Raw genomic sequence first — 16,615 nt, forward strand, 5'->3', positions numbered from 1 at the left:
AGATTTTCTTCAATTTATATTGATCTTTTATTGATTCAAAAAACGGTGTAATTTTGGAGCGACGACAACCACTACCCATGATGATTCATTTGTTGAGAAACTTAACTTTAGTATAGGTAAAATCGCTAAAAATTTCATCTTTTTTGTCATTCAAACACGGGCATTACTGTTCTTTACAACAACGGAACAGTTTATTACTTAGTATATTAATCTAGTCAGTAAGTAAGTCATTTATGTGACTTAAACTAGAGAGATAAAACAGAACATGCTAAGTTAAGGTGAAAAAATAATTGAAGAATAGCGTATTGCAACACATGAAAAATGAATTTACCGATATTAAAATTAAAACCTCTCAACATCTGATTGCACTTTATTGTGGTTCACGCTCTGGGAATAATCCTATTTACCGAGAAAAAGCCATTGCCTTAGCCACAGGTATTGCAGAACTTGGTTTCGGCATTGTCTATGGTGGTGCGAGCATTGGTTTAATGGGACAAGTTGCAGATACTGTCACCGAGCATGGTGGTGAAGTCGTCGGTGTGATTCCTGAATTTATGCTTGATTATGAAATTGCGCATCATCATTTGACTGAATTACACATTGTCCAAACCATGCATGAACGCAAAGCGATGATGGCAGATCGTGCAGCTGCATTTGTGGCACTTCCAGGTGGCTTAGGCACATTTGAAGAAATTCTAGAAGTGGCAACTTGGAGTCAGCTCAATCAACACCAAAAACCCATGATGCTATATAACGTGAACGGTTTCTATGACCACCTGATTGCGCAACTCGATCATGCAGTAGAAGAAGGTTTTTTACCGCCGCAACATCGCGCTAAATTAATTGTATGTAACCATGCAGATCAAATTTTCAATGCGATTAAAAGTTTAGACAGTCCAGAACATTTTGTAGTTTAAGCATCATTTGAAATTTAAACAGCGAGTTCAATACTCGCTGTTTTTATACAGCTATGTATCAACCTTCAATCCAATGATAAAACCACGGCAACGTCGTTGCCAGTAAAATACTCATTAGCAACCCAACCATGAGTTTCATAGCATCTTTACTGACATTGCGAGAAGTTCGATACTTATTCACTTCATGTAAATGCAGTGACATGGCAAATTCACGCCCTGCTAACAATCCAAGGAAAACCCAAGTGGTACTCATTGGAATATTACTTAACTCTTTAAATACCAATAAAATAATTGCATACATAAAGTCGATGATGGTCGCAGAACGAATATCTGCCACACCAGTTTTAGTATCAATAATCTGCTGAATTGCTCCACCACGTTGATAAAAAACCACGCCAAGTAAAACAATAAAAACAGAAATCGCAAACAGCATAAATTCCAGTGGCACAACTCGCGGCACATACACAAAAATATTGGCGAGATCTTGAATCAGCCACTGACTCCACAAAAAAGCGGTTGAAATCCATTGAATCGCAACCCAAGTTTTTGGTGTCGGTAGATGCCGCGTTTTTGTAAAATATACAGTAACGCTTTTAATCACCACTCGATAAACAATAATCGCAACGACAAAGGCTACGGCATAACCCAGCATGGATTTAGTCAGCATCGCGCCCAAACTACTCGGTGAAAAAATCGTTAGCACTAAGAATGTCGTACTGACTGGAATACCATATTTGGTGAGTAGAATAAGTAGTACAGGCGGCACGATATACAGCCAAGTAATACCCCCTTGAGGGAATGGAATAGTTTCCAATCGCCCATAAGATGCATCTCCAACGCCTGAAGTCCACCAGCCATACATCAATACCACTGCTAAAATACTGCTAGTGTATAACCACAGCATCCACCATGGTCGATGTGCATTGGAAGAGATAAATGTACCCAAGGTTTGTGGCACATCATTTCCTACGATTGAATAGGCAGCTAAACAGAAGCCTACAATCATTAAAAGTTCAATCCCCATTAATCTGTAACCCTTTTTACGAACACCAGACACCTCAGTACAAATTTACTAAGTGCAGATTATGACACTTTTGCATAGCTTTGCTCAGGTCTATTTTTCCATGTCATCCAAAACCAACGGCATACTTACTCAACATTTAAATTATTTTCAAACAGAGCATCATCAATTTTTTGTGGTATTGCAGTGGCTTGACTACAGTTTCATACACTATGTCGAATGTCTTTACATTAGACTAAACAAAACAATCACCTTGCAATGGTCATGACTGCTACGCCAACGCACCAACGTCTACAGCCCGAATTTCGTTTATTGGTTTTTCTCGTCTCCATCGGCTTTTTTATGCAAGGTTTGGACACAACCATTATTAATACGGCGCTGCCTGCTATGGCGCAAAGCTTGAATGAAAATCCGTTGCGAATGCATGGTGTGATCATTAGTTACGTACTGTCAGTAGCCGCCTGTATTCCCTTAAGTGGTTGGCTGGCAGATCGTTTTGGTGTCCGGAATACATTTTTTGCTGCGATTGTCATTTTTACGCTCGCATCATTAGGTTGTGGTTTATCTCACAATTTTTATCAATTGATTTTCTTTCGGGTCATCCAAGGTTTGGGTGGTGCATTACTCTTGCCTGTCGGCCGTTTAGCGATGCTGAAAATCATTCCACGAGTACAGTTCCTATCTGCCATGAGTATGATGAGCCTCGCGGGTTTACTCGGTCCACTGATGGGACCCACTTTAGGCGGGTATTTAGTTGAGTACGCAACTTGGCATTGGATTTTTCTGATTAATCTCCCCATTGGTCTGTTGGGTATGTTCGTCACCTTTAAAGCTATGCCAAATAAAACCGAGCCCTCGGTACAAAAATTCGATTTGAGTGGTTTTATCTTATTAATCATTGCCATGGTCGGTATGGCTTTAGGCATTGAAAGTCTTGCAAGCCGAGAAATATCTCGTAACTTTAGTTATATTTTATTGATTGCCGGTTTTGTTGCGACTGGGCTCTATGCTTATCATGCACATACACATCAAAATGCTTTGTTCCGTAGTCAATTATTTAAAAATAAAGTCTACACCATTGGCATCATAGGCAATTTTTTTGCTCGTTTTGGTGGGAATGCGATTCCATTTATTTTACCGCTAATGTTGCAAGTGGCGTTTAAAGTCGAACCCTTTATGGCAGGTATTATGGTGACCCCTGTGGTGCTCGGTTCATTATTCTCTAAACCGATTATCCGCCCCATTATTCAACGGGTCGGATATCGGCACTTTTTACTTATCAATACCGTTCTCGTCGGTGCATGTATTGCCAGTTTTTCACTCACCACCGCCGATACGCCGATGTGGCTACGTGCGCTCCATTTCTTTATTTTTGGAGCATTGAATTCATTGCAATTTGTCAGTATGAATACCCTGACTTTAAAAGATTTACCTCAACAAGATGCCAGTAGTGGCAATAGCTTTTTATCGATGATTATGATGTTATCGATGAGTATTGGGGTCGCACTCGCTGGAACCTTACTCAATATTTTTACAACTTACTATGGTACAGATCAAATCACCCATGCCTTTCACACCACATTGATTTGTTTGGGTGCAATCAACATCATCACAGCGTATATTTTTTCTCAAATTCCCAAAGATATGCCAATATAGTTTTTAAATACAAAGGACAGGCTGTTGCACGTTATGATAATGAGCTCTGCAAATAGATCACTTAGCTCATGAAAAAAAGAGCGTTAAAACCCTACTCTATTGGGCGATATTCATCCTCTATTGGAATAGCCTTATTATGCTGTATCACATTCGTTTTGCTTGTATCATTTCATCAAAATACTGCGGCAGAATCTTATCCCGTGCAAGGTTTTGATGTTTCTCATCATCAAGGCGACATTGATTGGAAAATCATCTCGCCCAAGCAGTATCAATTCGTCTACCTAAAAGCCACTGAAGGTGGTGATTATCAGGATGATAAATTTCAGGACTATTGGCTCAGTGCACATGAACAAGGTCTACGTATTGGCGCTTATCACTTTTATCGCCTCTGTCGTGATGGTGATATTCAAGCACAGAATTTTATTCAAACTGTCCCGAATAAAGCGTATGCTCTCCCCCCAGTCATTGATTTGGAATATGACAGCAACTGTATTAATCATTTCAGTAAAGAACAGTTATTAAAACAAATTAAAATTATGCATGACCGGTTACAGCAGCATTATGGTAAACAACCAATTTTTTATACCTCAAAAAACTTTTATAATATTATTTTACTGAATCAATTCAAACAACCCCCCATTTGGATTCGTGAATACAAAGGCTCACCCGAATTAAAAGACCAACGCCCTTGGACTTTTTGGCAAAAAACCAATCAAGGTCAGATTAAAGGGATTAACACAGTGGTTGACCTCAATATATTCCATGGTTCACAACAGGACTGGAATCTATTTTTAGAAAAGAACCAAATCAGCAATTTTCCCAAGCAGAATTGAATGCTAACGATGACAGTAATTGACGCTTTAAATTGATGAACAAATAAAATTTAACTCACATCGGTTAGAATACAGCATTCACTTTTATCATGTCGCACATGAGAAAAATCATACATATCGATATGGATGCCTTTTATGCATCTGTCGAATTAAAAGACCAACCTGAGTTAAAACACTTACCTGTGGTGATTGCCTCACATCATCCACGGGCCGTCATTGCTGCAGCATCCTATCCGGCACGAACTTTCGGACTCCGTTCTGCCATGTCGATGTCACAGGCAAGAAAGCTATGCCCTCAAGTGGTTGTGATTGAACCTAATTTTGAAAAATATCGAACAGCATCCGATAAAATTCATACCATTTTTCAACAATATACTTCTCTCATTGAACCTCTATCTTTAGATGAAGCCTATTTAGATGTGACTGAGAATTTAAAAAAGATTCCAAGTGCCACCGAAGTGGCTGAACAAATTCGAGCCGATATTTTCACCCGTACAGGCCTAACTGCATCAGCAGGCGTTGCACCGAATAAATTCTTAGCCAAAATTGCATCCGATTGGCATAAGCCCAATGGAATCTGCATTATTAAGCCACATCAGGTACAACATTTTATTCAAGATCTGCCACTCAAAAAAATCCCTGGGGTCGGTAAAGTTACTCAGGAAAAATTAAAATTATTACAATTAGAAACGTTGGGAGATTTACAAAAAATAGAAGAAGCTATGCTTATCCAACACTTTGGTAAATATGGCAAACAGTTGTTCTTATATGCACAAGGCATTGATGATCGCCCTGTACAAACCGAACGCCAAAGACAACAAATTTCTAAAGAAATCACCTTTGATTCAGATTTCACCCTAATACAATGCCTGCCCTATTGGAACAATTTAATTGAACGAGTGTGGAACAATTTAGAAAAAAAACAATTTCAAGCACGTGGTGTCACGGTAAAATTAAAACTCAAAAATTTTCAGGTTTTACAACACAGTAAAAGCTTTAAACAGCCTTTAAACTCCCAACAAGAAATGATTTTGGTGATCCAACAACTGATACAAGAAATGTTAATTCCAGAGCACTTTCAATTTCGTTTAGCTGGTGTCGGTGTTTACCAACTCTCAGAGAAGCAAGAACAATCTCAATTATCCCTTTGGTGATGTAATAAAATAGAATATTTTTTAATCGAATGAGTAAAAATAAAACAATTATTCCCCCATTTCACTTATTTTTAGAGTAATCTTATCTGCGCTATACATTACCCATGTATATGCCGAGAGGCTAGAAATCACCTTTACTTTTAGCCTATTGTCCTGTGATTGGTGTGACGATCAAATCCAAAGATTACAGGGCTCTCAGCCATCATCTGGGTGCGATTAATTGCAATGCTATGACTACACTTTCCATCAAAACTACAATAAAAAACATCCTCGCTCAGATTTCCAAGCACAAAGCTCACAATATTTTTCCAATCAAATTTTTATTTCAGCTTTTATACATTAAAAATACAGTGTGATTTGCAGAATAAATTGGATCACGTACAATTTATCAGATCATCATCAACTTTTGGATCGAGCATGACTGTACAGCGTTTACACGTAGAAAAACGTTTTTCTGAAATTGCAATTTCAGGTAACTTAGTCCATTTAGCAGGACAACTTGCATCGGATTTAAGCCTTGATATCCAAGGTCAAACGCAACAAACTTTAGACATCATTGATCGTTTTCTAGCAGATGCAGGCACAGATAAAAGTCATATTATGTCTGTGACTATTTTCCTCAAAGACATTGAACATGATTATGCCGGCATGAATGAAATTTGGGATGCATGGTGTTCTGATATACAAGCCTTACCTCGAACTTGCGTAGAAGCCAAAATGTATAGACCTGAGGTTTTAGTCGAAATGACGGTGGTTGCGGTTAAACCTGAATAAACCTTATTAGATTTAACCACAACAGCAGATATATACGTCACCGAATAACAATTCCATGACCATAAAAATGCATGACAAACATGCATTTTTATTTAGCCAAAAACACGAGTTTTAGCCACACCATCATGGTATAGATCTAACTTCCCAAAGATAGGTGGATATTCAGCATCAGTACTTTGTAGCTGAGAGGATTCCATTAAAAAGTCATCTCGTAATTGTTGATATTCGGGTACCCCTATATAACGAACAACCCGATAGGTGGCCATTTCCAATAATGCATATTGATACGTTGCAGCACTAGAACGTTTCACTAAGTTTGGATCATCTAAAGCAACCACGGCAATTACACGGTAATCCTTATCCAAAATCACAAAGTTGGCAAACATCTTTTGATATTTACGACGTGTATGTGAATATTTTGTTGTTAGCAATGCATCAAATGATACATGTGCCAATACATTTGCTTCTGGTAAAAGCTCTTTAAGACGAGTAAAAGTAATCTGCTCACTCGAATTAAGAACAGCTCTTTGTCTTAAAATGCTATCATTTTTTTGCTTATTTTTCAGTCCGTTATAAGCAAAGACAATCACGATAGCAAGTATGACTAAACTTGCAAAAACCATCATGTCCATTTTTTCCATTCCTTCTTTTTTTATAATTCGGCTAAATCACCGTTTTTTGTTCATCCAATTATATAATTAACCCATGGAATTAAAACTTTCTGTTAAGAAATTCTATCGAATCACAACAAAACTATTATAAACCTTGAAAATCATTCCAATTTATTATTTTCAACCCTATGACTTATTACATTGTTTTTTAATTATAAATTGAATCATTTAAATTACTTTCATCTATGCGTTAACATAAATAAATAACTTATCTTCATTGTTATAATGATTTTTTTATGGAAATACAAATCTATCCGATGGAAATACAAACTCATTGTCTAACAATATAACCTCAAATGTTCATTGTTAAGCACAATCTAGTCCACATTTTTACTCTTCAATTTTTAAAAAATAGCAAAAGCTATGCACGCCTCTGTATCGAGCTAAATCTTCTCAACGATCATGTCATGTCGGAAAATTAAATCAATAAAAAAAGATGCCTGAGCATCCTTCTTTATTCACTGATCAAAATTAGGCTTTCGATTTTGGCTTAGACTTGCCCTTCGGCTTTGTGCCACCAAACGGTTTTTTCGCATCACCTGTTTCACGTGGAGGCAAACCTGTATGCTGAGTCAAAATCTGCCCTCTTTCAGGACGTTTTTTGGTATTTGACGGACGCGCTTGAGTCGTTGCTTGAGCACTACGTGCAGTATTATCGCCACTACGTTTTTGTGAATCACCGGCAACCGTTGAATTCTTTTTACGTGCCGATTGATACTGCCCTTCAGTTCCCACCGGTTGATAGGTCGGAATTAAATGTTGTTTCGAGTTACCAATTAAATCCGCACGGCCCATTTCCTTCAATGCTTCACGCAGTAATGGCCAGTTATTTGAATCATGATAACGTAAGAAGGCTTTATGAATACGACGACGTCTATCACCTTTCACAATGTCAACATTTTCGGTATAACGCGCCACTTTTGCTAGTGGGTTTTTACCGGTGTGATACATGGTGGTCGCTGTTGCCATTGGTGATGGATAGAAAGTCTGTACTTGGTCAGCACGGAAACCATTCTTTTTCAACCAAATCGCCAAATTCATCATATCGTAATCCGTTGTTCCCGGATGCGCGGCAATAAAGTAAGGAATGAGGTATTGTTCCTTACCTGCTTCCTTGCTAAAACGATCAAACATTTGTTTAAAGCGATCATAAGCCCCAATACCCGGCTTCATCATCTTATTTAATGGGCCTTTTTCGGTATGTTCAGGGGCAATTTTTAAATAACCACCAACGTGATGCTGTACCAGTTCTTTGACATATTCAGGGTTTAACACAGCCAAGTCATAACGTAAACCTGAACCAATCAAAATCTTTTTAATGCCTTTTAAAGCACGTGCTTTACGATATAACTGGGTTAACGGTGCATGATCAGTATGTAAGTTCTGACACACACCTGGGAATACACAGGATGGTTTACGACAATTCTTCTCAATTTCAGGATCTTTACACTGCAAACGGTACATGTTTGCTGTTGGTCCACCCAAATCTGAAATGATGCCGGTAAAACCCGGTGCGGTATCACGAATTTTTTCCACTTCGCGCAGAATCGATTCTTCAGAACGGTTCTGGATAATACGGCCTTCATGTTCGGTAATAGAACAGAACGTACAGCCACCGAAACAACCACGCATGATGTTGACAGAGAATTTAATCATGTCGAATGCAGGAAAACGTGCTTCAGCATAGGCTGGATGTGGCAGACGTGCATACGGCAAGTCAAACACGTAATCCATTTCTTCCGTGGTTAACGGAATTGGTGGTGCATTGAGCCATACATCACGTTCACCATGTTTTTGTACCATGGCACGTGCATTGCCCGGATTGGTTTCCAAATGCAAAATACGATTGGCATGTGCATACAGAACAGGATCTTCCGACACTTCTTCAAAGGCAGGTAAACGAATCACAGCCAACTCACGTGGCGGTAATTTATGTTTAATCGCTCTCGATGAAGGTTGCATTTGCACAATTTGTGTATCAGGATCGAGTTGATCCCCTTCACGAACAATTTGATTCGTTACAATTTCTTTTTGGAAATTTTGGTATTGGGTTAAAGAATTACCCTTATCTTTTTCAATTTCACAGCCATCTAAATCTTCAGTCATCACATAAGGATTGATGATCGGATCAACACGGCCAATGGCATCCACATCATTCGATGCGATTTCCACAAATTTAGCTTTAGATGGACGGTTTAATTTATTCACGATAAATGCCGTGCCACGAACATCGGTAATTTCGTGAATTTTTTCGCCGCGTGCTAAACGATGCATGACTTCAGTAATTGAACGCTCACCGTTACCGTACATCAATAAATCTGCTTTTGAGTCCATCAATACTGAACGACGGACTTTGTCTGACCAATAATCATAGTGTGCGATACGACGTAATGAAGCTTCAATTCCGCCCAATAAAACTGGCACATCTGGATAAGCTTCACGCACACGTTGGCAATACACTGTTGCTGCGCGGTCTGGACGTTTATTCGGTTGATTATCTGGTGAATAGGCATCATCTGAACGAATTTTACGGTCAGCCGTATAACGGTTGATCATCGAATCCATATTCCCTGCTGTGACACCCCATGCGATATTGGGCTTACCCAAAACGCGGAATGCTTCAGCATTGGTCCAATCAGGTTGTGCAATAATTCCGACGCGGAAACCTTGTGCTTCTAAAGTACGGCCAATAATGCCCGAACAAAAGGATGGATGATCGATATAAGCATCACCACAGACCAAAATAAAGTCACAGGAATCCCAACCGAGTTGATCCATCTCCTCGCGTGACATCGGCAAAAATGGTGCGGGTTCAAAACACGACGCCCAATATTTGTCGTAATCAAACAACGCAGTAGGCGCTGTTTGAGCAGTATAAGCAGTAGACATGGTTATTTATCTCGATTGGCAGATGGCGATCGGGAGAGATCTAAGATGAAAGCCGATCATTTTAGCATGAATTACATTCATGTTGCTTGATTAAAAAACATACACAAACAACAATTTATCATTTTATTGCTTTTTTCACGGATAAAGTCTAATAATCTAGTGACATCATGCTATGAATCAAAAAGGTCTCAGCAGTTTTTGTAAAATCAAATTTTAAAAATGAAATATATATTTATGTTTTAACAGCACGCTCTTATACATCTTAGCGTATAAAATTTTATCTAAGATAATCTTTAAAAAATTTAAACCATCTTATTTTCAAGCATACCATTTAACTTCCAAGCCAAAAATAAGCCAATAAGTAAAACACAGGTAATGCTTATTGTTAGACCAAACCATCCATAATTTTCCCAGATTAAACCACCACTACTACCTAAAAAGCTGGATCCTAAATAATAGAAAAAGAGATATAAGGATGAACCAACGGCTCGATACTGTAATGACTGCACTGAAACCCAACTACTTGAAGTTGAATGTGCTGCAAAAAATGAAAAGGTAAAAATCAGTAACCCCAGTAAAATTACCCAAATAGATGGAATTAGCATAATCCACAAACCTAAAATCATACTGCTGAACATACAGGTCAATACCGTGCCCCGACCATACTTTTTACTCCAACTTGCAGCACGAGGTGAACTATATATACCTGATAAATAAGCGATTGAAATTAAACCAATCCATGTTTGTGAAAGTTCAAAAGGCTTTTCTAAAAGATGATAACTTATGTAATTAAACACAGTCACAAAACACCCCATGAGAATAAAACCCTCAGCAAACAATAAGCGAAGCTTTACATCTGAAAAATTCTTTTTAAATGAGTCTTTAAAACGTGACCATTGAATCGGATAAGCTTTAAAATGTTGCGATGCAGGTAGCGCAAGATAAAAAGTAATTGCAATAAGCAGATTGAGTAAGCCAATGATTAGGGTTGCTGCTTGCCACGAAATATAGTCTAGTAACACCCCAGCAATTAGACGACCACCCATCCCTCCAATTGCCGTACCTGAAATATAAAGCCCCATGGCAAAACCAACATCTTTCTGTGCAATTTCTTCACCAATATAGGTCATGGCAACTGAAGCTACACCGCTCACAGCCAACCCAAGCATCATTCGAGTGGCTAAAAAAATTCCCCAATAAGGTAAAAAAGAACTGATCAATAATAAGGTTGCAGTCGAAAATAAAGAAATGGCCATAATTTTCTTACGACCATAACGATCAGAAATTAAACCTGCAAAAAGAAGTCCGAGTGCTAAAGCAATCGTTGAAAAAGATAAAGGAAAACTACTTTGCGTTGCAGTGGCCTGAAAGAACTTAGCCAAAAAAGGCATCATCGGTTGAACACAATATAATGATGAAAATATGGCAAAACCAGCCAAGAATAAGGAGAGTAAAATCGCGGCAAAAGGTTTAGTGCCATACTCGATATAGCGTGCGGACTCAACTGATTCAGACATAAGCTCTCCTTATACCCACTCAGTATACGCCTGTCCAAGCAACACAAAAAATGAAATCCTAGTCATTATCCATTTAAATTTACTGAGATTTTGTTAAGTTTCCGTATATTCAACTAAAGATAAAAATCCCCACCCAAAGGCGAAGATTTTTAATTTAAATTATTTCTTAGACGTTGATAAATCAATAATTAATCGTGTTGCTAAATATAAACGTGGAACAATAGTATCCATCTGAATATATTCGGCATTGTTAGAATGTGCACCATCACCAGAAAGCCCCATCCCTTCTAGTACTGCAGCTTTTGAATTTAATCCAGCAAATGCTGCATCTGTACCGCCACCTGTAGCTTCAGACATAATTTTCAAAGGTAAATTGAATTCATCTTTATAAATTGTTTGTGCTTTTTCAGCCAACTGTTTCGCCTGAGCACTAGCAACCAAAGGTGGTCGTCGTACTTCAAATTTTATATTCACCTGACTCTCAGATAATTTTTTTACTTTAATTTTCTCATTTAAAATTTTTTCCACTTGTTGAAAATCTGCTACCTGCAATGCACGAACATCAGCTTGTGCAGTTGCAGAATCTGGTATTACATTTCGAGTTTTACCCGAACTTGCGACCGTCCAGTTTAATTTCAACCCTGTTTTAGGGTTTGATAAATCCTGCAATTGTAGAATCTGATAGGATAATTCAGTCAGTGCATTTACGCCATCTTCTGGCTTTACACCCGCATGTGCAGATTTACCCTTAATATTCAAATACGCAGCACCAATACCACTAGTCGCTAAACGTAAACTACCATCCTTACCACCACCTTCAAAAGACAGAATAACATCTTGATTTTGCGCTGTTTCAGTAATTAATTTACGCGAGCCTGGTGAACTAATTTCTTCATCAGAATTCATCAAAACGGTGATTGTGCCATAATCTTTATAATTTAATTTTTTCAATGTTTCTAATGTATGAATGATTGCTGCAACACCCTGTTTATCATCAAGAATGCCTAAACCATACGCTTTATCACCCTCAACTTTAAAAGGTTGATCCTTTAACATCCCTTTTAAATATACTGTATCCATATGTGCAATAAGCATAATCTTACTGCTACCTTTACCTTTAAGCACAGCTTTAACGACAGGGCCTGTCTGTTCAGGTGTATCATCCATACGATAAATATCATCAGTAGGAAGAATACTTACCTCAGCACCGGATTCTTTTAATCTCGCAGCAACTAATTTGGCAATGTGATTTACACCTTCGAGATCTTTACTTCCAGATTCAATATTTACTAAATCTTTTAAGGTATTTACGTAGACACTTTTTTCAGCTTCAATCGTTTGTTTTAATAAATTTTCAGGTATAGCCTGTGCATAACTCGTTGCCAAACAACTCGCTAACCCGATAAGCCCTAAAATATGCTGTTTTTTCCCTTTCGTATAAACCGTTTTTAACATTTAAAACTCCATCTTTATCTATTAATGGTTAAATTAATTATTATAAATCAACTATTTTTTAATTAAATCAGACAATAGTAAATATAATTTAAACAACTTTCTTCTTTTTATTTTATTCCCCTTTATTCCATACATATTTCCCATAAAAAAACACCCCAACTGTTAAGTTGGGGTGTTTTTAGAATTAATGAGCTGGCGATGACTTACTCTCACATGGGTAACCCCACACTACCATCAGCGCTAAGAGGTTTCACTTCTGAGTTCGGGAAGGGATCAGGTGGTTCACTCTTGCTATTGTCGCCAGCACAACTGTTTATGCTTACTCGCCAAGGTCTTATTGAATGCCTAGCTTTCGTCAAATGAGTTATTAACAGAAATATTTGAGTTGAAGTTTAAGTATTAGCGTTAACTAAATCAAGCATTTTGCATGAATTAATATGAAGTATACAACTGTTTGGGTGTTGTATAGTCAAGCCTCACGAGCAATTAGTATTGGTCAGCTTCATGCGTCACCGCACTTCCACATCCAACCTATCAACGTCGTAGTCTTCAACGGCTCTTTAGAGGACATAAAGTCCTTGGGAAATCTTATCTTGAGGTAGGCTTCCCGCTTAGATGCTTTCAGCGGTTATCCCTTCCGAACATAGCTACCCGGCGATGCAACTGGCGTTACAACCGGTACACCAGAGGTTCGTCCACTCTGGTCCTCTCGTACTAGGAGCAGATCCTCTCAAATTTCCAACGCCCACGGTAGATAGGGACCGAACTGTCTCACGACGTTCTAAACCCAGCTCGCGTACCTCTTTAAATGGCGAACAGCCATACCCTTGGGACCTGCTTCAGCCCCAGGATGAGATGAGCCGACATCGAGGTGCCAAACACCGCCGTCGATATGAACTCTTGGGCGGTATCAGCCTGTTATCCCCAGAGTACCTTTTATCCGTTGAGCGATGGCCCTTCCATACAGAACCACCGGATCACTAAGACCTACTTTCGTACCTGCTCGACTTGTGGGTCTCGCAGTTAAGCGCGCTTTTGCCTTTATACTCTACGCGTGATTTCCGACCACGCTGAGCGCACCTTCGTACTCCTCCGTTACTCTTTAGGAGGAGACCGCCCCAGTCAAACTACCCACCAGACATGGTCCTCGCTCCAGATAATGGAGCAGAGTTAGAACCTCAATATTACCAGGGTGGTATTTCAAGATTGGCTCCACCGAAACTAGCGTCTCGGTTTCAAAGCCTCCCACCTATCCTACACAAGTAAGATCAAAGTTCAATGTCAAGCTGCAGTAAAGGTTCACGGGGTCTTTCCGTCTAGCCGCGGGTACACCGCATCTTCACGGCGAATTCGATTTCACTGAGTCTCTGCTGGAGACAGCGCCCCCATCATTATGCCATTCGTGCAGGTCGGAACTTACCCGACAAGGAATTTCGCTACCTTAGGACCGTTATAGTTACGGCCGCCGTTTACTGGGGCTTCGATCAAGAGCTTCGCTTACGCTAACCCCATCAATTAACCTTCCAGCACCGGGCAGGCATCACACCCTATACGTCCACTTTCGTGTTTGCAGAGTGCTATGTTTTTAATAAACAGTTGCAGGGGCCTGGTTTCTGTGGCTGTCAACCGCTCATCCCGCAAGGGGAATCACCGTCGACAGCGTACCTTCTCCCGAAGTTACGGTACCATTTTGCCTAGTTCCTTCAGCAGAGTTCTCTCAAGCGCTTTGGTCTACTCGACCTGACCACCTGTGTCGGTTTCGGGTACGATTCCTGTGTAACTGAAGCTTAGAGACTTTTCCTGGAAGCATGGTATCAGCCACTTCGCTAGTAAACTAGCTTGCTATCAGTTCTCAGCATAGAGTACCCCGGATTTGCCTAAGATACATGCCTACAACCTTTCACCTGGACAACCAACGCCAGGCTGACTTAACCTTCTCCGTCCTCTCATCGCATTACACAGAAGTATTGGAATATTAACCAATTTCCCATCGACTACGCCTCTCGGCCTCGCCTTAGGGGTCGACTCACCCAGCCCCGATTAACGTTGGACTGGAACCCTTGGTCTTTCAGCGTGCGAGTTTTTCACTCGCATTGTCGTTACTCACGTCAGCATTCGCACTTCTGATACCTCCAGCATACTTCTCAATACACCTTCATCGGCTTACAGAACGCTCCCCTACCACTTGCAATAAATTGCAAATCCGCAGCTTCGGCATATAGTTTTAGCCCCGTTACATCTTCCGCGCAGGCCGACTCGACTAGTGAGCTATTACGCTTTCTTTAAAGGATGGCTGCTTCTAAGCCAACCTCCTAGCTGTCTATGCCTTCCCACATCGTTTCCCACTTAACTATAATTTTGGGGCCTTAGCTGGCGGTCTGGATTGTTTTCCTCTTGACTACGGACGTTAGCACCCGCAGTCTGTCTCCCGGATAGTACTCATTGGTATTCGGAGTTTGCATCGGTTTGGTAAGTCGGGATGACCCCCTAGCCGAAACAGTGCTCTACCCCCAATGGTATTCGTCCGAGGCGCTACCTAAATAGCTTTCGGGGAGAACCAGCTATCACCGAGTTTGATTAGCCTTTCACCCCTATCCACAAGTCATCCCCCGGCTTTTCAACGACGGTGGGTTCGGTCCTCCAGTTAGTGTTACCCAACCTTCAACCTGCTCATGGATAGATCACCCGGTTTCGGGTCTACACCCAGCAACTAAACGCCCTATTAAGACTCGATTTCTCTACGGCTCCCCTATACGGTTAACCTTGCTACTGAATGTAAGTCGCTGACCCATTATACAAAAGGTACGCAGTCACCGGACACAATGCCGGCTCCCACTGCTTGTATGCATGCGGTTTCAGGATCTATTTCACTCCCCTCACAGGGGTTCTTTTCGCCTTTCCCTCACGGTACTGGTTCACTATCGGTCAGTCAGGAGTATTTAGCCTTGGAGGATGGTCCCCCCATATTCAGACAAGGTTTCACGTGCCCCGCCCTACTCGTCATCATTATGTGTGCCCTTTCGTGTACGGGACTATCACCCTCTACGGTAGCACTTCCCAGAGCTTTCCGCTAAAACACACATAACTTAATGGGCTGGTCCCCGTTCGCTCGCCGCTACTAAGGGAATCTCAATTGATTTCTTTTCCTAAGGGTACTGAGATGTTTCACTTCCCCTCGTTCGCCTCGCATGACTATGTATTCATCATGCGATACCTACCTTATGGTAAGTGGGTTTCCCCATTCAGAAATCTCCGGATCACAGGATATTTGCCGCCTCCCCGGAGCTTATCGCAGGCTATTACGTCTTTCATCGCCTCTGACTGCCTAGGCATCCACCACATGCACTTAATTACTTGACTATACAACCCCAAACAGTCGTTAGCACCTACAAGGGATGCAACAACAGGCTTTCGCCATACAGTTCGAAGTATTGTGAATTTAATCACCATACAGCTTCAATCTAATTCATATACCAAAACGCTTGATTCAGTTAATCGCTAGTTCTCAGTTCGTCATATCCAATCAATCATTTCACTTGCGTGTAACAATTAAATGTTTAATTCGTTCTGAGCCTTAAACAATTTATTTCAACTCAAATATAATCTGTTAATGATTTATCTTGCCTTCGTCAGGTCAAGATACTGTGATAAATCACAGAATTTAATAAACATTTATATAAACACCTAAGCATCTATCTTATTCATTAAATTCTGTAATCACCTAGCTA

10 protein-coding genes and 2 rRNA genes are annotated in these 16,615 nt (G+C 40.0%); 5 read left to right on the plus strand and 7 right to left on the minus strand.

Annotation, left to right across the window (positions count from 1 at the left end; translation table 11 throughout):
• The first annotated feature begins 314 nt into the window (after positions 1–314).
• On the plus strand, positions 315–917 hold the full coding sequence (locus B9T28_RS01130; RefSeq protein ID WP_086202126.1) for an LOG family protein: 603 nt from the start codon (positions 315–317) through the stop codon (positions 915–917).
• Positions 918–975: 58 nt separating this feature from the next.
• Here B9T28_RS01130 and B9T28_RS01135 read toward each other — a convergent pair whose 3' ends face one another.
• A complete protein-coding gene (locus B9T28_RS01135) occupies positions 976–1,941 on the minus strand; it encodes a hypothetical protein (RefSeq protein ID WP_086202127.1) in 966 nt (321 codons plus the stop codon).
• A gap of 261 nt (positions 1,942–2,202) precedes the next feature.
• On the opposite strand from B9T28_RS01135, the gene mdtD reads away from it, so the two are divergent.
• The 4 genes from mdtD (at position 2,203) to B9T28_RS01155 (ending at position 6,355) form a co-directional block, all read left to right on the plus strand.
• Positions 2,203–3,594, plus strand: coding sequence for a multidrug transporter subunit MdtD (gene mdtD, locus B9T28_RS01140; protein ID WP_086202128.1), 1,392 nt, complete (start codon positions 2,203–2,205; stop codon positions 3,592–3,594).
• Between the two features lie 68 nt (positions 3,595–3,662).
• Positions 3,663–4,427, plus strand: a complete 765-nt coding sequence (locus B9T28_RS01145; protein WP_086202129.1) for a glycoside hydrolase family 25 protein — start codon at positions 3,663–3,665, stop codon at positions 4,425–4,427.
• Positions 4,428–4,525: 98 nt separating this feature from the next.
• Complete coding sequence (gene dinB / locus B9T28_RS01150; RefSeq protein WP_086202130.1) at positions 4,526–5,581, plus strand: DNA polymerase IV; 1,056 nt, start codon at positions 4,526–4,528, stop codon at positions 5,579–5,581.
• Between the two features lie 417 nt (positions 5,582–5,998).
• On the plus strand, positions 5,999–6,355 hold the full coding sequence (locus B9T28_RS01155; protein ID WP_086202131.1) for a RidA family protein: 357 nt from the start codon (positions 5,999–6,001) through the stop codon (positions 6,353–6,355).
• A gap of 92 nt (positions 6,356–6,447) precedes the next feature.
• Here B9T28_RS01155 and B9T28_RS01160 read toward each other — a convergent pair whose 3' ends face one another.
• The 6 genes from B9T28_RS01160 to B9T28_RS01185 form a co-directional block, all read right to left on the minus strand.
• Positions 6,448–6,987, minus strand: a complete 540-nt coding sequence (locus B9T28_RS01160; RefSeq protein WP_086202132.1) for a DUF2726 domain-containing protein — start codon at positions 6,985–6,987, stop codon at positions 6,448–6,450.
• 510 nt (positions 6,988–7,497) lie between these two features.
• Positions 7,498–9,915, minus strand: a complete 2,418-nt coding sequence (locus B9T28_RS01165) for a YgiQ family radical SAM protein (protein ID WP_086202133.1) — start codon at positions 9,913–9,915, stop codon at positions 7,498–7,500.
• Between the two features lie 302 nt (positions 9,916–10,217).
• Positions 10,218–11,432 (minus strand): MFS transporter, encoded by a 1,215-nt coding sequence (locus B9T28_RS01170; RefSeq protein WP_086202134.1) that lies wholly within the window; start codon positions 11,430–11,432, stop codon positions 10,218–10,220.
• 159 nt (positions 11,433–11,591) lie between these two features.
• Positions 11,592–12,887, minus strand: a complete 1,296-nt coding sequence (locus B9T28_RS01175) for a M20/M25/M40 family metallo-hydrolase (RefSeq protein WP_086202135.1) — start codon at positions 12,885–12,887, stop codon at positions 11,592–11,594.
• A 190-nt stretch (positions 12,888–13,077) separates the two neighbouring features.
• Positions 13,078–13,192: ribosomal RNA gene (gene rrf, locus B9T28_RS01180) — 5S ribosomal RNA — on the minus strand.
• 160 nt (positions 13,193–13,352) lie between these two features.
• Positions 13,353–16,247 (minus strand): 23S ribosomal RNA (locus B9T28_RS01185).
• Between the last annotated feature and the right edge of the window lie 368 nt (positions 16,248–16,615).

The organism is Acinetobacter silvestris (genome assembly GCF_002135235.1).
Lineage (GTDB): Bacteria > Pseudomonadota > Gammaproteobacteria > Pseudomonadales > Moraxellaceae > Acinetobacter > Acinetobacter silvestris.